The 20240-nt window shown below is 73.6% G+C and carries 17 protein-coding genes; 14 read left to right on the top strand and 3 right to left on the bottom strand.

Features of this window, described 5'->3' with window-relative positions; genetic code table 11:
• The first annotated feature begins 62 nt into the window (after positions 1-62).
• From P2424_RS10080 to P2424_RS10030, 11 genes are all read left to right on the top strand, one after another.
• Positions 63-875, top strand: a complete 813-nt coding sequence (locus P2424_RS10080) for a DUF364 domain-containing protein (protein ID WP_276478906.1) — start codon at positions 63-65, stop codon at positions 873-875.
• Positions 872-1960: a GHMP kinase gene (locus P2424_RS10075; protein ID WP_276475427.1), complete on the top strand. Its 1089-nt coding sequence runs from the start codon at positions 872-874 to the stop codon at positions 1958-1960. The genes P2424_RS10080 and P2424_RS10075 overlap by 4 nt, the downstream gene beginning before the upstream one ends.
• Complete coding sequence (locus P2424_RS10070) at positions 1918-2952, top strand: pyridoxal-phosphate dependent enzyme (RefSeq protein ID WP_276475426.1); 1035 nt, start codon at positions 1918-1920, stop codon at positions 2950-2952. The genes P2424_RS10075 and P2424_RS10070 overlap by 43 nt, the downstream gene beginning before the upstream one ends.
• 168 nt (positions 2953-3120) lie before the next feature.
• Positions 3121-4185: an ABC transporter substrate-binding protein gene (locus P2424_RS10065; protein ID WP_276475425.1), complete on the top strand. Its 1065-nt coding sequence runs from the start codon at positions 3121-3123 to the stop codon at positions 4183-4185.
• Between the two features lie 2 nt (positions 4186-4187).
• Positions 4188-5270, top strand: a complete 1083-nt coding sequence (locus tag P2424_RS10060) for an iron ABC transporter permease (RefSeq protein WP_276475424.1) — start codon at positions 4188-4190, stop codon at positions 5268-5270.
• Positions 5271-5325: 55 nt separating this feature from the next.
• Positions 5326-6240: an ABC transporter ATP-binding protein gene (locus tag P2424_RS10055; protein WP_276475423.1), complete on the top strand. Its 915-nt coding sequence runs from the start codon at positions 5326-5328 to the stop codon at positions 6238-6240.
• A gap of 127 nt (positions 6241-6367) precedes the next feature.
• The gene (locus tag P2424_RS10050; RefSeq protein WP_276475422.1) at positions 6368-7858 is read left to right on the top strand and encodes an MFS transporter; all 1491 of its coding nucleotides are present in this window, start codon (positions 6368-6370) and stop codon (positions 7856-7858) included.
• A 209-nt stretch (positions 7859-8067) separates the two neighbouring features.
• Positions 8068-9339 (top strand): cytochrome P450, encoded by a 1272-nt coding sequence (locus tag P2424_RS10045; protein ID WP_276475421.1) that lies wholly within the window; start codon positions 8068-8070, stop codon positions 9337-9339.
• Positions 9340-9516: 177 nt separating this feature from the next.
• Positions 9517-10560 (top strand): isocyanide synthase family protein, encoded by a 1044-nt coding sequence (locus P2424_RS10040; protein WP_276475420.1) that lies wholly within the window; start codon positions 9517-9519, stop codon positions 10558-10560.
• 98 nt (positions 10561-10658) lie between these two features.
• Positions 10659-11078, top strand: coding sequence for a hypothetical protein (locus P2424_RS10035; protein WP_276475419.1), 420 nt, complete (start codon positions 10659-10661; stop codon positions 11076-11078).
• 5 nt (positions 11079-11083) lie between these two features.
• The gene (locus P2424_RS10030; protein ID WP_276475418.1) at positions 11084-13681 is read left to right on the top strand and encodes a DUF4132 domain-containing protein; all 2598 of its coding nucleotides are present in this window, start codon (positions 11084-11086) and stop codon (positions 13679-13681) included.
• Positions 13682-13707: 26 nt separating this feature from the next.
• On the opposite strand, the gene P2424_RS10025 is transcribed toward P2424_RS10030, so the two are convergent.
• Positions 13708-16032, bottom strand: coding sequence for an MMPL family transporter (locus P2424_RS10025; RefSeq protein WP_276475417.1), 2325 nt, complete (start codon positions 16030-16032; stop codon positions 13708-13710).
• Between the two features lie 105 nt (positions 16033-16137).
• Positions 16138-16794 (bottom strand): DedA family protein, encoded by a 657-nt coding sequence (locus P2424_RS10020; protein ID WP_276475416.1) that lies wholly within the window; start codon positions 16792-16794, stop codon positions 16138-16140.
• A gap of 132 nt (positions 16795-16926) precedes the next feature.
• Here P2424_RS10020 and P2424_RS10015 point away from each other — a divergent pair, with 132 nt between their 5' ends.
• The 3 genes from P2424_RS10015 to P2424_RS10005 all read left to right on the top strand — a co-directional run bounded on the left by P2424_RS10015 (position 16927) and on the right by P2424_RS10005 (position 19253).
• Positions 16927-18066: a sensor histidine kinase gene (locus P2424_RS10015; RefSeq protein ID WP_276475415.1), complete on the top strand. Its 1140-nt coding sequence runs from the start codon at positions 16927-16929 to the stop codon at positions 18064-18066.
• Positions 18066-18701, top strand: coding sequence for a response regulator transcription factor (locus P2424_RS10010; protein WP_276478905.1), 636 nt, complete (start codon positions 18066-18068; stop codon positions 18699-18701). Before P2424_RS10015 ends, P2424_RS10010 begins: the two co-directional genes overlap by 1 nt.
• A gap of 150 nt (positions 18702-18851) precedes the next feature.
• On the top strand, positions 18852-19253 hold the full coding sequence (locus P2424_RS10005; RefSeq protein ID WP_276475414.1) for a protein-tyrosine phosphatase family protein: 402 nt from the start codon (positions 18852-18854) through the stop codon (positions 19251-19253).
• Positions 19254-19503: 250 nt separating this feature from the next.
• Here the strand turns inward: P2424_RS10005 and P2424_RS10000 are convergent, their stop codons facing one another.
• Positions 19504-19851: a DUF6247 family protein gene (locus tag P2424_RS10000; protein WP_276475413.1), complete on the bottom strand. Its 348-nt coding sequence runs from the start codon at positions 19849-19851 to the stop codon at positions 19504-19506.
• Between the last annotated feature and the right edge of the window lie 389 nt (positions 19852-20240).

The following is a 20240-nucleotide window of genomic DNA, read 5'->3' as shown; positions in this document are numbered from 1 at the left end:
CACGTCCGTGCCCGCGCCCAAGGACAGCCATGAAGAACACAACCATGAAGAACACAGCAGCCCTGAAGAACACCGACGAGCTGATATCCGGCGCCCTGGCGGGCGCATGGGGTCCGCGGCCCGCCGAACTCGCGGCGACCAGCGTGTTCTGGATCCACCACGGCACCCGGCTGGCCGGCGGGGACACCACCTACCTCAACCAGTACGTCCTGGTCCGGTCGGGGGACTCCTTCGGCGGCTGCGCCTTCGAGGCGGGGGAGATCGACCCGGAGATATGCCGCGACGCGTCCGGCACCCCGCTGGACACGCTGCTGCGCGACGCCTCCCGCCCGCTGCGGATCGCCGCACTCGACGCCTACCTCTCCCGCGTCCGGCCGCACCGGCAGGCCGCGGAGGCCGAACCGGTCGTCCTGCCCGCCGGGACCCCCGAGACCCGGGCGCGGGCCAGGGACGCGGCCATCGCCGGACTGCTCGACCTCCCCGGTGGTGCGAAGGTCGCGCTGATCGGGGTGGTGAACCCGCTCGTCGCGGCCATCCGCGAGCGCGGCGGCATCCCCCTGCCCTGCGACTTCAACCTGCGCCGCACCCAGTGGGGCGACCCGGTCACCGACGACATGGACCAGGTCCTGGACGCCGCCGACGCCGTGGTCGCCACCGGCATGACCCTCGGCAACGGCTCGTTCGACACCGTTCTGACCCGGTGCCGCGAACAAGGAGTGCCCCTGGTGGTCTACGCGCAGTCCGGCAGCGCCGTGGCGCGGGCCTTCCTCGGCGCCGGGGTGACCGCACTGTCCGCGGAACCGTTCCCCTTCTCGCAGTTCAGCGCCGACCCCACCACCCTCTACCGGTACCGCGGGGCGGCGGGCGGATCATGACCACCACCCGCCCGGCAGGGCCCGCCGCCGGCCCACGGGAGGTCGTCGGCGCCGGAGAGGCCGCCTGCCACCACGGCGAGATCCTCCAGGGCGTCTTCCTCGACGAACGGCGCCGGCCCTGCCACGCGCTGGTCACCCTGCCGATGCACGGCCCGGGTGCCCACGCCGCCTTCCTGCGCCGCTCGGACGACGGCCCCGACGCGGTCACGGTGACACCGCCCGGCCGTGCGAAGGCACGGGCGGCAGCTCTCCTCGCGGTACGCGCGTGCGCCGCGCACCGCGGCGTGGAACCGTGCGGCGGGGAACTGCGGCTCAGCGGCGACCTCCCCGTGGGGCTCGGGATGGGATCCTCCACCAGCGACGTCATCGCCACCGTGCGGGCGGTCGCCGACTCCTACCGGCTGCGGCTCGCCCCGCAGACGATCGCCCGGCTGGCGGTGCGGGCGGAGGGAGCCTGCGACCCGCTGATGCTCGGCCCGGGCCCGCTGCTCTTCGCCCAGCGCCAAGGCCGCGTCCTCGAAGCCCTGGGCACCGCCCTGCCGCCCGCCCTGGTGGTCGGCTGCACGCTGGGCGGCGGCGCGCCGGTCGACACGCTGTCCCTGTCCGCGCGCACCGACGACGACCGCGAACCGGCCCGCTACGAGCGGCTGCGCCGGATGCTGCGCACCGCAGTCGCGGACGCCGACCCCGCGCTGCTCGGGCGGGTCAGCACCGCAAGCGCCCGCCTCGGCCAACGCGTCCTGCACCATCCGGAGTTCGAGACGCTCACCGCGATCGCCGACCGGACGGGTGCCACCGGCGTGCAGATCGCCCACAGCGGCAACGTCGCCGGCCTCCTCTTCGATCCCCGCGCCCCCGGCCTGCACCGCAGGGTGCGCCACTGCCTCCGCGCCCTGGACGGCGACGGCATGACGCCCACCGTCAACTTCTCCACCGGCACGAACAGCGGCACGACCACCGGCGCGACACCACCGGACCGCAGAGGCGACCACCGGCCTCACCACCGACCCGGCCCCCACCTCCCGGAGCGAGGACCCCTCCCATGGACGAGCACATCTCCGAGGCCATCGGCCGACCGGACCTGATACACCTCGAGGACGGTCTCATCTGCCTGCGCTTCGAGACCATGAAGGTCGTCTCCGCGCTGGCAGCCGTCCGCCACCTCCTGGACACCGGCGCCGTACGACGCGGAGACACCCTCATCGACAGCTCCAGCGGCATCTACGCCTACGCCCTCGCCCTGGCCTGCCACCGCTACGGCATGCGCTGCCACATCGTCGGCTCCACCACCGTCGACCACACCCTGCGCACCCAGCTCGCCGTCCTCGGCGCGCGCCTGGAGCAGATGGAGCCGTGCTCCGACCTCAAGCTCGACCAGCGGCGCCGCGTCGCGCGCGTCCGGGAGATCCTGCGCGACCACCCCGACCACCACTGGATGCGCCAGTACCACGACGACATCCACTACCTCGGCTACGCGGCCGTCGCCGAACGACTCCGGACCGAGACCGGTGCCCGGGCCCTGCGGCTCGTCGGCGGCGTGGGCTCCGGCGCCTCCACCGGAGCGCTGGCCCGGTACCTGCGGCGCAGCCGGGTGGACGTGGAACTCGTCGGTGTCCAGCCGTACGGGAGTGTCACCTTCGGCAGCGAGCACGTCTCCGACCCGGAGATCATCATCGCCGGGGTGGGCAGCTCCATCCCCTTCGGCAACGTACGCCACGACCTCTACGACACCCTCCACTGGCTCGCCTTCGACGCCGCCCGCGCCGGCAGCGTCGACCTGCTGCGCCGGCACGCCGTCTTCGCCGGCCTGTCCACCGGCGCCGCCTACCTCGCCGCCCGGTGGGAACGCCGCCTCGATCCCGCGCGACCGGTCGTCTTCATCGCCGCCGACACCGGCCACCGGTACACGGAGGCCGTCTTCGCCCGCCACCACGAGGCAACCCCCGCCGAAGACCTGTCCCCGCTGCCCGTCGCGCACCCGGAAGACCTCGCCCTGCCCTGGTCCCGCATGGACTGGAACCGCGCCTCCGCTCCCCCGGCCGCGCTCCACGGCGATCCGCTCCACCCGCGGGACTGACCGGCCGCCCGCGGCGGCGGCCGCTCCCGCGCCCCACGCGTCCGCACCGCCGCCCGGCCGGCGCGGAATAGTCCCGTGCACCGGCCGGGAACCGGAGCGCCACCCGGTCCGACTGTTGGACCGGGTGGCGAGGGTTCACCCGTGGACGAGTGGATCCAGGAGGCAGTGATGCGTTCTCGCGTACGGGGCGGCACCGCGGCAGCGGTGCTGGGCGCCCTGCTGGTGGCGGGCTGCGGCGACGACGGCTACGGCACCGCGAGCCGGGCCGGCAGAGGAGCGGACGCGGCCGCTCACCCGGTAACGGTGACCGACTGCAAGGGTGCCGAGGCCACCTTCCGCAAGCCGCCGGAGAAGATCGTCACCAGCAACGCCGCCGCCCTGGAACTGCTGCTGCGCCTCGGCGTGGGGGAGACGGTGATCGGCACCGGCTTCCCGCCCGGCAGGGGCACCCTCCCGGCCGGTCTCGACGCGCAGGCGCAGCAGGTGAAGGTGCTCAGCAAGACGGTCATCCCGAAGGAGAAGCTGCTCGGCTCCGGCGCCGACCTCTACATCGACACCTTCTCCGCCATGAAGATGGGCGGCGGCATGGGCGACGCGCCGACGGAGGAGGAGTTCGAGGCCGCCGGGATCGAGCACATATATCTCAAGTCGACCGCGTGCGCGGCCCGGCGCTCCTCCCCGATGACCGACCTGTCCGCCGTCGAGGACGACATCACCGCACTCGGCAAGGTCACCGGAACCGAGGACCAGGCGGAGAAACTCGTCCGCGGAATGCGGAAGAAGGTGGACGCCGTGCAAAAAGCCGTCGGCTCCACCCCCGAGCGCGAGCGGCCGACGTACTTCTTCTTCGACTACGACGCGGGCACCAAGCAGCCCACGGCCCTCTGCGACAAGCAGGTCGGCAACGCGGTCATCAACCAGGCCGGGGCCCGCAACATCTTCGCCGACTGCGACGGCGCCTTCAAGAAGGTCGGCTGGGAGGACGTCATCTCCCGCGACCCGGAGTGGATCCAGCTCGCGGTACGCAACCGGGGCAGTGAGGCGGCCGACGAGAAGGCGTTCGACGAGGCCCGGAAGTGGCTGGAGACCAACCCGGCCACCAAGGGCCTGACCGCCGTCGAGAAGGGCCGCTTCCTGCGGATCCACTCCGAGCGGACCACCATCGCCGGGGTCACCAACGCCGACACCGTCGAGAAGATCGCCGCGACCCTCCACCCGGGGAAGGCCGACTGACGGTGCTCGACACTCCCGCACGCACCCCGCGCAAGGACGCCGCGCCCACCCGGGCCCGGCGCACCGTGCCCGCATGGCCGTCGGCGCTGCTTCTGGCGGCGGCGCTGCCGGCCGCCCTCACGGCCGCGGTCGCCTGGGGCTCCACGTCGATCCCGCCGGGAGAGGTGTGGAGCGTGGTGTGGCGCCGGGCCACCGGCGAACCCCCCGGACCCGGCACCGACGATCTGATCGTCTGGCAATTGCGGCTGCCCCGCGCCCTGCTGGCGGCCCTGGTCGGCGCCGGGCTCGGCCTGGTCGGCACGGCGATGCAGGCCCTGGTCCGCAACCCGCTGGCCGACCCCTACTTCCTGGGCGTCTCCAACGGCGCCTCGCTCGGCGCCGTCGCCGCCCTCGTACTCGGCTTCGGCGGCGGCGGGGCACTCGGACTCGGGCTCTCGGGCGCGGCCTTCGCCGGCGCGCTGGCGACCTTCGCGCTCGTGTGGGCCGTGGCGCGGCGCGGCGGCGGCTTCGCACCGCTGCGCCTGGTGCTGGCGGGCGTGGCGATCGGTCAGTTCCTCTCCGGCTTCACCAGCTATCTCGTGCTGCAGGCCGGGGACGAACAGCAGACGCACAGCGTGCTGTTCTGGCTGATGGGCAGCCTCAGCGGGGCGAGCTGGCCGCTGCTCGCCGTCCCCGCGATCGCCGTCCCGGCGGGGATGCTGCTGCTCCAGGCCCGCGCCCGGGGGCTGAACGCGCTGCTGATGGGCGACGAGACAGCCGCCGGGCTCGGTGTCGACGTGGTACGGCTGCGCCGGGAGATGTTCGCGCTCACGAGTCTGCTCACCGGCGTCCTGGTGGCGGTCTCCGGGGCCATCGCCTTCGTCGCGCTGATGGTGCCGCACGCCTGCCGGCTGGTCGTCGGCGGCGACCACCGCCGGTTGCTGCCGGTCTCGGCGCTCTTCGGCGCACTGCTCCTGATCGTGGTCGACATCGTGTGCCGCACCGCCATGGACACCCAGGAACTGCCGGTCGGGGTCGTCACCTCGCTGATCGGTGCCCCGGCGCTGCTGTATCTGCTGGACCGGCGGCTGGGAAGCGCAAGGTGAGCGCCGCGCCCGGCGAACCGGGGGAGTGCTCGCGGAAGGAACGGGGGAGCGACCGATGAAGATCGACATCGAGGACCTGAGCGTCGCCTACCAGGGGCACACGGTCGTCACCGGGGCCTGCCTGCTGGCCGCGTCCGGTGAGATCACCGGCCTGGTCGGCCCGAACGGCAGCGGCAAGTCCACCCTGCTGCGCACCGTCTACCGGCATCTGAAGCCGGTAGAGGGGCGGGTGCTGCTCGACGGCACCGATGTGCGCGCGCTGAGCCCGGCCCGCTCCGCGCGGCACGTCGCGGCGCTGCCGCAGGAGCGGGGCGGTGACTTCGAACTGACGGTGCGCGAGGTCGTCGCCATGGGCCGCACGCCCTACAAACGCGCCTTCGCCGGGGAGGACGCCGCCGACCGGGAGCTGGTCTCCCGCGCCCTGACGGACGTGGAGATGGCCGATCAGGCCGAGCGGCGGTTCTCCGAGCTGTCCGGCGGCGAGCGGCAACGCGTCCTGCTGGCCCGTGCCTTCGCCCAGCAGCCGGACGTCCTCGTGCTGGACGAGCCGACGAATCACCTCGACGTCCGGCACCAGGTCGAACTCCTCGGCCTGCTGCGCGAGCGGCGGCGCAGCACACTGATCTCCCTGCACGACCTCAACGCCGCCGCCGTCTGCGACCGGCTGCACGTGCTGCACGACGGTCGCGTGGTGGCCTCCGGCCCGCCCCGTGAGGTCCTCACCCCGGCGCTCCTGGCGGAGGTGTTCGGGGTGCGCGCGGCGGTCGTGGAGCACCCGCTGACCGGGGACCCGCTCATCGCCTTCGACCATCACCGCCCCTTCGCGGCGGCGCAGCGGGACGGTTCGGACCGGTCGGAGCAGGATGACCTGTCGGGCCGGGCGGAGCTGTCGGGCCGGGCGGGCGGCCCCCGGGGCGGGCCGTCGGCCGTGCGTGCCGCCCCGCGCCCGCCCGTGAGGCGCCTGTCGTGACGCGCGCCGCCCGCCCACCGAGGCGTGCTCCGGCACACGCGGTCCGCCCCGGAACTCAGCCTCCCCGTCCGCCGACTTCTGGAACGAGGCCGCCGCACCGGGTGGCCCGCGAACGGGGAGGGCTCAGGTGACGGACCGTGCAGCGCGCTCGAAGCGGACCGGTGGCAGGCCCGCGCCCGAACCCGCGGGCAGGTCCGCGGGCCGCTCCCCGGAGCGGGACCACTGGCTGCTGGTGGCGGTGGCGGGTGTGCTGTCGTTCGTGGTGATGCTCGACATGAACATCGTGAACGTGGCCCTCGCCGACATCTCGGCGGCACTGGAGGTGTCCGACCGGACCGCGCAGTGGGTGGTCCTCGGCTACCAGCTTCCGGTCGTCGCGCTCCTGCTCCCGGCCGGCCGCCGGCTCGACCAGGGGGGCACCCGTGCGGCGCTGCCCGCGGCGACCGCCGGGTTCGCACTGTGCAGCGCACTGGCCGCCGCCGCGCCCTCGGCGGGCTGGCTGATCGCCGCCCGGTTCGCTCAGGGCGGCTGCGCCGCGGTGCTGTTCGTGCTGATGCCGGTGCTGGCGCTGCGGTCGGTGCGCCCGGCGCTGCGCGGCCGGGCGATGAGTGTACCCGCGACCCTGGGCCCCCTCGGCGCCGTGACCGGCCCTGCGGTCGGCGGGCTGCTGCTCGACCAGTGGGGCTGGCGGTGGATCTTTCTGGTCAAGATCCCGTTCTGCCTGTTCGTGCTGCTGGCGGTGCGGGGGCTGCCGCTGCTGCGCGGACGGCCGCCTGCCTGGGAGAGCGTGCTGCCGCGGGGCGGCCGGCTGCGGGCCCCGGACCGGCGCTCGCTCGGTGACGCGGCGCTCGTCGCGGCAGGAGTAACGATTCTTCTGCTCGCTCTGACACTCGCCTCGGACAGCTCTGCTTGGCTCGCGCTCACCCTCGCCGCCGCGCCCCCGCTGTGGTGGTGGCTGCGCGGACCCGGCGGCCGTCCCGTGCTCGACGTGCTGCGTAAGACGCCGATGGCGCACACCCTCGGAGCGGTCCTGACGCTGGCGCTCGGCTTCGCCGCCGCCCGCTACCTCCTGGCCCTGCACCTGCAGCGGGACGCCGGAGCGAGCGCCACCACGACCGGACTGACGGTGCTCGCCTTCCCGCTCGGCATGGCACTCGCCGGACCCCTCGGCGGGCGCCTCGCCGACCGCTTCCGGACCCGTGCCGTCGCCGTCACCGGAGCCGCCCTCACCGCCTGCGGCCTGCTGCTGCTCGTCCCGCTGGACGACGGCTGGTCGCCGGCCGACATCGCGTGGCGGCTCGGACTGGCGGGCGCCGGAATGGGCCTCAACGGCGGCCCCACCCAGGCCCTGGCCATGGGAGCCGCACCGGCCGGCCGCGCGGCCACGGTCGGATCGGCCATCCAGCTCTCGCGGATGCTCGGCTTCACCCTCGGCCCCGCCCTGGCCACCGCCGCCTGGGGACTCGCCGGGCCGGGCTCCGGCGTCCGGGCCGGGATCGTGCTCGCCGGCTGCGCCGCCTGCCTCGCCGTACCGCTCCTCGGCCGCGGTGCCCGCGCGCCCACCGATCCGGCGCCGGACGGCGCCGCTCCCCAGGCGGCTCCGGCCGCGCGCCGCTGACCCGACCCCAGTCCTCGTTCCTCCACCGCGACCCCCCGGCGCGTCATCACGTCCCGGGCCTGCGGCGGGCGCACTCCCCGTCCCCGAGGTGAGGCCGTCTGCCCCGAACCCCGCTCCGCACCCCGCCCCCGACCCGCTCCGGCCGGAGCGCCCCGACCCCGGCCCGCGCCCGCCCTCAGTCCGACCTCGCCGTCCCAGGAGCAGTGCCCATGTCCCTCCCCGACCCGCCGACCCCCGCCGACGACTCCCAGGAGCCGCTGCCCGACCCCGTCCCCCTGCTGGGCTGCCCCTACAAGGCCGACCCCTACCCCCTCTACACGCGGATGCGCGAGGCGGGCCCGGTGCACCGCGTCCTCTTCCCCAGCGGCGTAGAGGCGTGGCTCGTCACCGGCTACGACGCCGCGCACTCCGCACTCGACGACGACCGCCTCGGCAAGAACCACGACCGCGGCAACGACCGCTGGCGGGCCAGAGCCTCGATCATGCCCGAGCCGCAGCACTCCCAGCTCCAAGTGCACCTGCTGCACCAGGACCCGCCCGAGCACACCCGGATGCGGCGCTTCGTCACGGACGCCTTCACCCCGCGGCGCGTCGCACAACTGCGGCCGCGCTTCCAGGAGATGGCCGACGCGCTCGTCGACCGGCTCCCGGCGACCGGACCGGCCGAGCTCGTGGCCGGATTCGCGGCCCACTTCCCCTTCCGGGTGCTCGCCGAGACCATCGGCCTCCCAGGGGAGTCGGCCGCCCGCTTCGACCGGGACTGGGGCAAGGTCGTCCAGCCCGTCGGACCGGCCGACCCCGGACGCCCGCTGTACGAGGCCCGACTGCACGGCCTGCAGCGATACATCGCCGAGGTCGTCGCCCACAAGCGAGAGCACGGGGAGGACGACCTGCTCAGCCGCCTCGTCGCGGCCCGCGACCGCCGCGAGCTGACGCAGGAGGAGCTGAACTCGATGATCTTCCAGCTCCTGGTCGCCGGTCAGGAACCGGTCACCAACCAGATCACCACCGCACTGATCAGCCTCTTCCGGCACCCGGACGCGCTCGCGCGGCTGCGCGACGACGCCGGGCTGCTGCCCCGGGCCGTGGACGAACTGCTGCGCTACGACAGCGCCTTCGAGCTGACCACCTGGCGCTTCCTCGACCAGGACAGCGACCTGCACGGCACCGAGGTCCCGGCCGGGGACTCGGTGATCGTCTCGCTCTGCGCCGCCAACCGTGACCCGCGCCGCTTCCCCGACCCGGACACCCTCGACCTCGAGCGCACCCCCAACCCGCACCTCGCCTTCGGACACGGCATCCACTTCTGCCCCGGCGCGGCCCTCGCCCGTGCCGAACTCCAGATCGCCCTGGGCACCCTCCTGACCCGGCTTCCCGGTCTGCGCCCGGCCGTCGACGACACGGAACTCGACTGGACCCCGGCCGTCCTCGGCCGCGGCACCCTCAGCCTGCCCGTCACCTACGACCACCGCCGCGACTGATCCGGCCCCGTACCCCCCGCGCCTCCCCGCTCCCACCTCGGAACGGTCCCGGCGTCCCGCGGCCCGGACCGAGTACCCCGCACACACCCGATACCGCCGACGCCCGGCGCACCCCACCGCCGAGGCGCCATGCCGTCATGCCCGCACGCCCGCCCCGACCGTCACGGAGAACACGCCATGCCTGCGACGACCCGAAGCGGCCCCCGCACGCCCGACACCGACACCCGCGGCGTCAGCGCCCCCGGCTCCGGCCCCGGCACCGGCGCGACCGGCCTCGAAGGAATCGGCCTCGAAGGGACCGACACGACCGGCATCAGCGCGGAGATCCTCGGACTGCTGCTGCCGTACTGCCGCACGACCGACCGCGCACCCGACCGCCTCACGGCGTTCCCGCACCAACTGCGGCGGATCGACGACTTCGTCCGCGCCCGGGAACCCGTCGTCTTCACCCTGCCGGGCTTCCCCTGCAAATCGCCCAACCCCGCCAAGGTCCTCGGCCCGCTCCCGGACCAGGGGGAGCGCCTCTCCCTCGGCTTCCTCGACGCACTGTGCGCCGACATGGCGCGGATCCACGCACCCGGTGCCCGCGTGGTCATCTGCTCCGACGGCCACGTCTTCGGAGACCTCATCCGCGTGCCGGACGCCCACATAGACGCCTACGCGGACGAACTCCGCCGCCTGATCCGCACGCTGTCGCTCCGCCACCTCTCCGTCTTCGACCTGCGCGACGTCCTCGGCGCCCTGCCGCACGCGGACAAGCGGGCCCACGTGCACCGGCGATACGCCCCGCCCCTGGAGGAACTGCGCGCCCAGGTGCGCTCCGCGGGCCACACCCTGCCGCTCTACCGGGGCATCACCCGCTTCCTCGTCGAGGACACCGCCGACTTCACCGGCACCCGCTCGGCCCTCCAGCGCGACTGCCGCCGCCGCGCCTACGGCGTCATCCAGCGCAGCCGCGCCTGGGGCGGACTGATCGCCGAGTGCCACCCGCGTGCCGTACGCCTGTCCATCCACCCCCAGCCCTACGGCACGGACAAGTTCGGCCTCCGGCTCCTCGACGCGCCCGACGCCTGGACCACCCCCTGGCACTCGGCCGCCCTGCGCCGCACCGACGGCACCTGGACCCTGCTGCCCCGCGCCCGCGCCGAACGCCGCGGCCGGCTCGCGCACCGCGAGGGCAGACCGAGCCACTTCGAGGAGAGCGACCCGCGCCCGGGGTGAAGCCCAGTCCAGCGATCGCCCCGGTGACGACGGCACCACGCCGCGGCCGACCCGCTATGCACACGCGGATGTCGGAGGGGAGGACTACCGTGGCGGCCATGATCGACGTCGAGGTGCGCAGCGCGATACCCGGCCCGCCCGGGGACCGCCCGCCGACGGTGCGGGTACGGCTGGACGGTGACCGGGCGACGGCGCGGGAGCTGATCCGGCGGGCGGTCGAGGAGCAGATCCGGGAGCTGCGCACCGACGCGGCCCGCAGCCGGCGCGCCCTCGACCGCCAGTACCTGTCCGAGGCCGATATCCGGACCCAGGCCGCCACCGGCGTGATCAGGATGCCGCAGCAGCCGGCCGACCCGGACGTCCCCGAGCAGGTGTCGCGGGCACACCGGGCCTTCGTCCGGGGCACGTTCGCGGTGTTCACCGGCGGGCGGCAGATCGCGGACCTCGACGAGGAGATCACCCCCCGGCCCGGCGAGCCGGTGGTCTTCCTGCGGCTGGTCGCACTGGCGGGAGGCTGAGCACAGTGGAGCGTTCCCCCTCCGAGGGCGACCCCGGCATACCGGAGGACTACCGCGGCGTGGTCCGCGAGCAGCGCGAGGCGCTGTGGCGGCTGGTGGACCGGGCGGGGGCCGCAGCGCGGGCCGACGACCTGGCGGGCCTGCGGGACCTCGCCGAGGAGATCCGCTCCCGGATCGAGCAGGGCGACGACCGGGCCCTCGGCAATCTCACCCCGCACCTGGCCGACATCGTCGCCGAACTCGACGTGCTGTACGACGCCGCTTACCCCGCCGACTGCGAGGACGACGTCACCGCACTGCTGGCCGCGCCGTGGCCGACGGCACACCGCAAAGCACTCCTCGCCACCTTCCTCGGCTGCGACGTACGGCACCGGCTGCAATTGGACGAGGTGGCGGAGCGGGCCGTCGCCGCCACCGACACCCGGCTGCTGCGGGTCCTGATCCGCACCCCGCTCGGCACCCTGCGGCGGGAGACCGTCGTGCGGATCCTCGGCGCCCTGCACCGGGCCGGCGCCCTGGACGCGGACCTGGTCGAACGGGCCGTCACCGACGACCCCTACCTCGCCCTCGCCCTCGCCGGAGGCCGCTCACCGGCCGGCGAGGCGACCGACCCACCGGCTGCCTTCGTGGACGCGGTACGGACCCACCTCGACGCGCTGACGTGGCGGCTCGTCTCCGCACCGGCACCGGCCGACTGGGACGAGCTGCCCAAGGGGCCGGCCCCGCGCGGACTGCGCTTCGTCCGGGCCGCCCTGACCTGGCAGGGCGGCCCCCGGGTGGCCCGCCACCTGGGCGCGGCCGAACTGACCGACGAGGAGCGCGCCGCCCTGCTGGACCTGCTGCGGGACCGGTCGCCGGAGGAGCAGCGCCGGGCGTTCGGCTGGCGGCGGCCCGCAGGCGACGCCGACGCGCTGCTCCCGCTGTTCGGCCTGGAAGGGGCCGGGCCGCTGCTGCGGCTGATCCGGGCGATGCCGGACGGCGTCACCCGCCAGGACCGGGCCGCTCTCCTCGCCGCGGTCGAGGAGGCCGGGCCGGACACCGCGCGCCGCCTGTTGGAGCACGAACCGAACGAACTGGTCTCCGCGGTTCTGGGCGAGAACCGGGCCCAGGTGCTCAAGCGCGTCGGACACCACTCGCTGCACGGGATCGCCGCGTTCGGAATGCTGCCTCTCGCCGCGGACGAGACGGTACTCGACCGCTATCTGGCGCTGCGCGCGTCCGCGAAGAAGGGCGCCAAGCTGGGCCCGAACCGCCGACACAGCCACGCCGCCGCGATCGCCGTCGCCCTCGACCACCTGGCCCAGGTGGCGGGCGCACCGGACGCCGACCGCCTCGAATGGGACTGCGAGGCGCGGCTCGCCGCCGAGACCCCCACCGAGGCGGAAGCCGGCTCCTATCGGGTCGCGTTGCGGATCGACGGCGCCGAGCCGGCCCTGACGGTCAGCCGGGCGGGCAGGACGCTGAAGTCGGCGCCCGCGGCCGTCCGCGCCGACCCCGGGTACCAGGAACTGCGCGCGCACCAGAGCCGCTTGCGGGAGCAGGCCCGCCGGATGCGGACCGGGCTGGTGGAGCGGTTGGTCGCCACCGCCGGAACGCTGACGCCCGACGAACTGGACCGGCTGCGCTCGCTGCCCGCCGGCGCGGCGATGCTGCCCGCGCTGCTCTGGCGGGACCGTGCAGGCACGATCGGCCTGCTGGACGAGGTCGACACCACCGGCCCCGTCACCGCGGTCCACCCCGTCGACCTGCACGAACGGCGGCTGCTCGGCCACTGGCAGCAGCAACTGGTGCGGCGCCGGCTCCGCCAGCCGGTCAAACAGGCGTTCCGCGAGCTGTATCTGCTCACCCCGGCCGAGCGCGAGGCCGGCGACGTGTCATGGCGGTTCGCCGGCCAGACGGTCGACGGCAAGGTGGCGGGGCAGCTGCTGTCCGGCCGGGGCTGGTCCACCCACGGCGAGTACGACGACCACCAGGCGACCCGCACCGTCGGTGGCGGCCTCGTGGCGGCGCTGGACTGCGAGTTGAGCGGCTACTTCGGGATGGGCGAGGTCCGCGTCGGCGGACTCCGCTTCCTCACCGGCGGACAGCGCGCCCCCGGCTTCCGCGGCGCCCCGGCCGGGGCGGACGGCGCCGGCACCACCTCGGTGCCGCTGGCCGACGTACCGCCGGTGGCGTTCTCCGAGGCCATGCGGGACCTGGACCTGGTGGTGTCGGTCGCCGGCAGGGAGCCGGAGGCGTACCCGTCCCCGGCGCAGGCTGTGGGCCGGGCACAACTGCTCGCGGCGCTCGTCGCCGACCTGGGCCTGGCCCGGGTCGCCGTCGAAGGGCACACGGCCGTCGTCCGCGGTACCCGGGCCCTCTACCGGGTGCATCTGACCAGCGGCAGCATCCACGTCGAACCGGGCGGCCACCTGTGCGTCGTGCCCGCCTCGTTCGGCGCCACGGCACACCGCCGGCTCTTCCTCCCGTTCGCCGACGAGGACCGGATGACGAGCATCATCCTCAGCAAAGTGCTCCTGCTCGCCGAGGACGAGCAGATCACCGACCCCTCGATCCTCACCCAGCTCGCCTCCCTCACTGCCGCGGCCGGGCCCGGCTCCTGACCTGGCCGGCCGCTACCGTGGCCGGCTCACGGGGTGTCCCGGCGGTGCCGGCCGGGCCGCGGCTGCTGTTGCGGATGGCCGCCCTGCCCGGCAGGCGGCGCGAGCCCGGCCGGCTGGTGTGCGCCCTGCCGGTGCGACTGCCGGGAGGCGAGCCGTGCGGGCTGCGGCCGGCCGTCGGGCACGAGACACGTCGAATCGGCCTGCGGGATATCCGCCGCGCCGCTGCCGGATGTCCCGCCGGGCCACCAGTTCCACCGGCCGAGCGCCGTCATCAGCGCGGGCAGCACATAGATCCGGATGATCGCGGCGTCCAGCAGGATGGCCGCCGCGAGCCCCACGCCCAACTGCTTGAACTCGACCATGCTCAGCGTGCCGAAGATGGCGAACACCCCGACCATGACGATCGCCGCGCTGGTCACCACTCCCGCCGAGCGCGTGATGCCCGCGCGGATCGCGGCCCGCACCGTGGCGCCCTCGGACGCGGCTTCGCGGATCCGGCTGACCACGAAGACGTGGTAGTCCATCGACAGCCCGAACAGCACGACGAACAGGAAGAGCGGCAGCCACGAGACGACCGCGCCCGAGCTGGTGAAGGCGAGCAGGCCCTCCGCCCAGGTGTGCTGGAAGACGGCGACCAGGACACCGAACGAGGCGGCGGCGGAGAGCAGGTTCAGCAGGATCGCGGAGAGCGCCACAGCGAGCGAACGGAAGATCAGCACCATGGTGACGAAGGTCAGCAGCAGGACGAAGCCCACCACCCAGGGCAGCCGCGCCTCCAGATGCCCGGTGAAGTCCACGCCCTGTGCCACCTTGCCGCCGACCGCGCTCTCCGCGCCGGGCACGTCGTTCACGGCCTGCGGCACCCAGCCGCGCAGCACGTCCAGGGACTCGCGGGCGCCGTCGCTCTCGGGCCGGTGGGGCGTGCCGATGTCGACGGTGTGCACTCGGCGGTCCGCCGACTCCTCGATCGTCGGAGTCGAGTCGTGTGCGAACAGCCCGTCGTCCGCGGTGCGCTCCAGCAACGCCTCCAATGCGGCCTTCACCTCCTCGGCCCGGCCGGCGGGTGCCCGGACGGCGACCTGGTGCACAGTGCCCTTGCTGGGGAAGGCCTCGGTCAGCCGGTCCATGGCCCGCACCACCGGGATGTCGCGGGACAGGTCGTCGGAGCCCGGCTGCTTCAGCTTCATCCCGAGGGCCGGCGCGGCGAGCAGCAGCAGCGCGCCCACCGACACCACCAGCGTGGTCAACGGCCTGGACAGCGCCGGGCGCAGCAGCGCGGGCCACACCCGCGACTCGCCGGGCCGCAGGGTCAGCCGCCACAGCACCGGCACCTTGGGCTTGTCGACCCAGCGGCCGAGCTTGGCGAGCAGGGCGGGCAGCACGGTCAGCGAGGCGAGCACGGCCACGGCGACGACGATGATCGAACCGGTGGCCAGCGACGCGAAGGTCGCCTCGTCGGCCAGATAGAGCCCCGCCATCGCCACGATCACCGTGGTGCCGGACACCACCACGGTGTGTCCGGAGGTCTCCGCCGCGATCTCGATCGCGTCCACGTGGGACTTCCCCGCACGGCGTTCCTCGCGCTCCCGCTTGAGGTAGAAGAGCGAATAGTCCACGCCCACGGCCATGCCCATGAGCAGGATGACGTTGCTGACCGCGCTGGTCTCGGGCAGCACGTGGGAGGCGAGCGAGGAGAGCCCGATGGCGGCGCCGACGCAGGAGAGTGCCAGCACCACGGGCACGCCCGCCGCGGTGATCGCACCGAAGACGACGAGCAGGATCAGCAGCGTCAGCGGAAGGCTGATCAGTTCGGCCCGCTCGAAGTCCTCGCCGAGGGTCTCCGACAGACCCTTCGCCGTGGAGCCGGTGCCCACCTCGTCGACCCGCAGGCCCTCGTGACCGTCCTCGACGGCCGTGCCCGCTTCGAGCAGGGGCCCGACCCGCCGGTCGGCGTTCTCCGTGTCGCCTTTCATGGTGACGGGGACCAGCAGCGCCTTGCCGTTCGGCGAGAGGACCGGATCACCGACGCTCTCCACTTCGGCGAGCGCCGTCATCCTCCGGACCACCTCCGCTGCCGCCGCCTGTCCGGCGGTCCGGTCCAGCTCTCCGCCGTCCTCGGCGGTGATCAGTACGTTCTCCTCGGGCTTCTCGGGGAAATCCCCGGAGTGCACGATTCTTCCCGCCCGGCCCGACTCGCCCACCCCCGACTCCTCGTCGCTGATCGCATTGGTGCCGGCCGCTCCCCCCAGGAAGAGGCACACGGCGACGAACGCGATCCACAGGCCGATGGCGGACCAGGGATGTGCGGCGCTCCATCGTGCGATCCGCACCGTTGCCGGTTTCTTCGGCACGTCTTTCCTTCCGGTAGGGCGAGCCCGACGCGGGAAGCCGGTCGGACCTCGAGGACAGAGAGCTGGATCGGATTCGGTGAACGGGAATTCCGGTCAGGAGACCCGTCAGCCGCCGGCGCGACGTCCGCCGCTTCCGGCCCTCACCAGGCGGAGAACGGCGAAGCCGAGAACGGCGAGCGCGGTGGCGGCCAGGACCGCCGTGGAGTAGGTCCCGGCGAGGTCGGTCACCTGGTGCCAGCGCTCGCCGAGCAGGTAACCGGCGAGGACGAAGAGCGCGTTCCACAGGGCGCTGCCGGCCGTGGTCAGGGCCAGGAAGAGCGGAAGGCGCATCCGTTCGATGCCTGAGGGGACGGAGATCATGCTGCGGAAGAGGGGAATCATCCGTCCGAAGAAGACGGCCTTGGTGCCGTGCCGTGCGAACCACGCCTCGGCGCGGTGGATGTCGGAGACCTTCACCAGAGGGATCCGGGCCGCCAACGCCACCATGCGATCCCGGCCGAGAAGGGCTCCGAGCGCGTAGAGGGCCAGCGCGCCGGCGACCGAGCCGGCAGTCGTCCACCACAGCACCGCGGCCAGCGAGAGATCCCCCCGGGCGGCGGCGAATCCGGCGAGCGGCAGGATGACTTCGCTCGGCAGCGGCGGGAAGAGGTTCTCCAGCGCGATGGCCACGCCCGCGCCCACGGCGCCCAGGGATTCCGTCAGATCGGCGGCCCACCCGGCGACGCCGCCGGCCGGCAGCTGAGAAGCAGCATTGATGATCACGCCGTCGACGGTAGAAAGCGCAGGGACGGGCCGGTATGCGGACCGCCGCACGGCCGGCTGGGGAAACGCACAACGGAAGGGTGTGGTTTTCCGCAGTCCCCAGGGGCACTCGGTGCGGCTAGCGTGAGGGCTATGCGCACATTGAGACGCCGGTGGTTCCGGGTGACCGTAGGGGTTCTCTGCGGTGCGCTGTCAGCGGTGGCCGAACTGGTCCTCGTTCTCGCGGGCGGTCTGTGGTCGCTCGCCGTGTCGGGCGGGCGCACCGGTACCGGCCCGCCGCGCGGGGTGGCGGTCACAGCCGGACGGCTGGCCGGCTGGGAGCGCCGACGGATGTCCGCCTGGTACGGAACCGACCCGGCCGTGCCCGCCGGCGGGAGTGCCGCCTTCGCCTATCTCGCGGCGCGGTGCGGCGTCGGGCTGCTGGGCGGCGTCGTCCTGCTGGCCGCGGCCGTCGGTGCCGGCTACGCCTCGTTCCTGGCATGGGGCTGGTTCGTCCTCGCGGAGATCGAGTATCCCGCGACTGTGCTGCTGTCCGCTCTCGGCGGGCTGTTCCTGCTCTTCCTGTGCGCTCAGGGCCTGCACGGGGTGGCGTCGCTGGACGCACACCTCGCCCGGCGCTTCGCCGGCGGAAGCGAACACGAAGTCCTGCAACGCCGTATCGGTGAACTGGCCGCAAGCCGCGCCGGGGTGGTCGAGGCCGTGCACGACGAACGGAGACGGATCGAACGCGATCTGCACGACGGTGTACAGCAGCGTCTCGTGGCGCTCGGCATGCTGCTGGGCCGGGCACGCCGCGACACGGACCCGGCCAGGGCCCGGGAACTGGTGCTCCAGGCGCACGCCGAGTCCCAGCAGGCGCTGACACAACTCCGGGAAGTCGCCTGGCGCGTGTACCCCGCGGTACTGGACGAGGACGGGCTGCCCGAGGCGCTGGAGACCGTCGCCGCGCGTGCGGGTATCCCGGTGCGGCTCTCCGCGCGCGTGGGCGACGGCCTGCCCCGGACCGTACGGACGGTGGCGTACTTCGTGGTGGCCGAGTGCGTCACCAACGCGGTCAAGCATTCCGGGGCTTCGTGCGCGTCGGTGCACGTCGAGCAGCGGGGTGATGTGCTGGATGTGCGCGTGGAGGACGACGGCCGCGGCGGCGCCGATCCTTCGGGCGGCGGTCTGCTCGGCCTGGCCCGGCGCGTGGCCGCCCTCGACGGGCACCTCACCGTCCACAGCCCCGCCGGCGGCCCGACCCGCATCACCGCGGAGTTGCCGTGCGACTGATGATCGCGGAGGACTCGACACTGCTGCGCGAGGGGCTGGTGCGGCTCCTGGCCGACGAGGGGCACGAGATCACCGCCTCGGTCGGCACCGCGACCGAGCTGCTGGCCGCGGTGGAGAGCGGACCACCCGACACGGTGATCCTCGATGTCCGGATGCCCCCCACCCACACCGACGAAGGGCTGCGGGCCGCCCTGGAGATCCGGCGCCGCCGGCCGGGAACCGGCGTCCTCATCCTGTCGCAGTACGTCGAGCACCGCTACGCGACCGAGTTGTTGACCACCGATGCCACCGGCGTGGGCTACCTGCTCAAGGACCGGGTCGTCCAGGTCGACGAGTTCCTGGACGCACTGGAACGCGTCGGCTCCGGCCGCACCGCCTTCGACTCCGAGGTGGTGCGGCAACTCCTCGCCCGCAGCAGCCATTCCGACCCTCTGCAAAGGCTCACGCCGCGGGAGAGCGAAGTCCTGGCCGCCATGGCACAGGGGCACACGAACGCGGCCATCGCCGCCCAGCTGTACGTCTCGCAGAGCGCGGTCGAGAAACACGTCAACGCCATCTTCGACAAACTCGACCTCGACCGCTCCACCGCCTACAGCCGCCGAGTCCTGGCAGTGCTGCGCTATCTCGGGTCGTGACAGCCGCGACCCCGGCCGCCATGGGCCGCGGTGCGCGGCGACCCGCATTCCGTGGCCGTCGATCCAGGGGGAAGGGAAACAAGGGAAATCATGAGCAGTGATGTGTGGGAATCCGGAGCCCCAGGGGTGCTGAGGCTCCCCTCGGGACGAATGATCAGGGGACGGGGCCTGCGGCACGACCTGCCGGCCGGCCCGACACCGGCACTCACCGTGCACCTCACCGGCCGGCGGCCGCTTGAGCCGTCCTGGGAGTCCCTGTGGGTTCCCTGGCGCGACTTCTGGCTCCCCACCGACTCCGATACCGCGCTGCGCACACTCCGCCTCGCTCACCGGCGGGCCGCGGGTGAACGTGTCGAGGTGTGTTGCGGCGGAGGAGTCGGACGGACCGGAACGGCCCTGTCGGCGATGTGCGTCTTCGAGGGCCTGAACCCCGAGGAGGCCGTCACCTGGGTACGGGAGAAGTACCACGCCCGCGCGGTCGAGGTGCCCTGGCAACGACGGTTCATCCGCCGTGCCCTGGCGCCCCGGGTGCCCGACCCGCAGGAGCCGTGACCGTCCCCTTCCCGCCACGCCGGAGGTCGCTCGCCGGATGACGCCGGGCCGGGGGCCGGTTCCCCATCCGCCGGCTCCCCCTTGGAGGAGCATCGGCGAGCTGCGCCGACTCCCGCAGCCGGCCTCGATGGGGCCCGGCGAACTGGGGGACCGGCCGGCCCTGCGGCCAAGCGCTTGGCCTCGCGCTTTCCCGAAGCGGGCTGTCCGACAGGCGGTCCGGTAACCAAAAAGCGCCTCTGACCAGCGTCTGTCACTCGCCGGGTTCCGCCTTCGCGGCTTCCCTGCGGATGCGCCCGGCTTCCTCGATCATCGCCTTGGCGCGCGCGTAGTCGCCCTCCTGGGTGGCCTCGTCTTCCAGGCGGTGGACCCTGGCTTCGAGTTCGAGGTTACGGGCGAGGGCGTACTCGCCCCACCAGCGGGCCATGAAGGCGGGGACGGGGGCAAGGTCGTAGGCGTCGGCGATGTCACGCCGCCAGTCGCGGTCGAAGTCCACGAGGAGTTGCGGCGCATGCTGGGCGATGGCGGCGCGCAGCGACTTCGGAGTCCGCTCGGGCATGGGCGGGACCGGTGTCCCGCCGTCGAGGGGTGCGGTGGACATGAGCGGTGGGGGTTCCCTTCGGCTCGCCGGTCATTCGGCAGTGTGGAGTGAGGGCGGCACGGTGTTTGCCGACTGCGACGGTTGTGGCGTCCTTCCGGCTCGGCTCCTGCGGCCGAGGAGGCGTGCGACGTGTTCGACACGGCCGTAGGGGATCGGGTTGCCGGGCGTCCTGGTGGTGGCCACGCATACGAGTTCGGCGAGCTTTCTCCGCTCGCCCCGTACGTCCTCCCCCAGGCGTCGGATCACCTGCTGCTGGCGGGCGATGGCCGTCAGCGCCGACGTCTTCAGATCAGTTCGTCTCGCAGATCCTCAGCACTCACGAGTCTGAGGATGACCCATGGCCTCACGCTCAACAATCAATCCCCTGAGAATCCGCAGCGGTGCTCAGT

The organism is Streptomyces sp. WMMB303 (genome assembly GCF_029351045.1).
In the GTDB taxonomy this organism is placed as follows: Bacteria; Actinomycetota; Actinomycetes; order Streptomycetales; family Streptomycetaceae; genus Streptomyces.
This window is presented reverse-complemented; position numbering and strand designations above follow the sequence as displayed.

What these genes read in the sequence shown, in the direction of transcription:
- P2424_RS10075 (WP_276475427.1), top strand. Translation starts at nt 872, where the DNA reads ATGACCACCACCCGCCCGGCAGGGCCCGCCGCCGGCCCACGGGAGGTC.
- P2424_RS10070 (WP_276475426.1), top strand. Translation starts at nt 1,918, where the DNA reads ATGGACGAGCACATCTCCGAGGCCATCGGCCGACCGGACCTGATACAC.
- P2424_RS10065 (WP_276475425.1), top strand. Translation starts at nt 3,121, where the DNA reads ATGCGTTCTCGCGTACGGGGCGGCACCGCGGCAGCGGTGCTGGGCGCC.
- P2424_RS10055 (WP_276475423.1), top strand. Translation starts at nt 5,326, where the DNA reads ATGAAGATCGACATCGAGGACCTGAGCGTCGCCTACCAGGGGCACACG.
- P2424_RS10045 (WP_276475421.1), top strand. Translation starts at nt 8,068, where the DNA reads ATGTCCCTCCCCGACCCGCCGACCCCCGCCGACGACTCCCAGGAGCCG.
- P2424_RS10040 (WP_276475420.1), top strand. Translation starts at nt 9,517, where the DNA reads ATGCCTGCGACGACCCGAAGCGGCCCCCGCACGCCCGACACCGACACC.
- P2424_RS10035 (WP_276475419.1), top strand. Translation starts at nt 10,659, where the DNA reads ATGATCGACGTCGAGGTGCGCAGCGCGATACCCGGCCCGCCCGGGGAC.
- P2424_RS10015 (WP_276475415.1), top strand. Translation starts at nt 16,927, where the DNA reads ATGCGCACATTGAGACGCCGGTGGTTCCGGGTGACCGTAGGGGTTCTC.
- P2424_RS10010 (WP_276478905.1), top strand. Translation starts at nt 18,066, where the DNA reads ATGATCGCGGAGGACTCGACACTGCTGCGCGAGGGGCTGGTGCGGCTC.
- P2424_RS10005 (WP_276475414.1), top strand. Translation starts at nt 18,852, where the DNA reads ATGATCAGGGGACGGGGCCTGCGGCACGACCTGCCGGCCGGCCCGACA.
- P2424_RS10000 (WP_276475413.1), bottom strand. Translation starts at nt 19,851, where the DNA reads ATGTCCACCGCACCCCTCGACGGCGGGACACCGGTCCCGCCCATGCCC.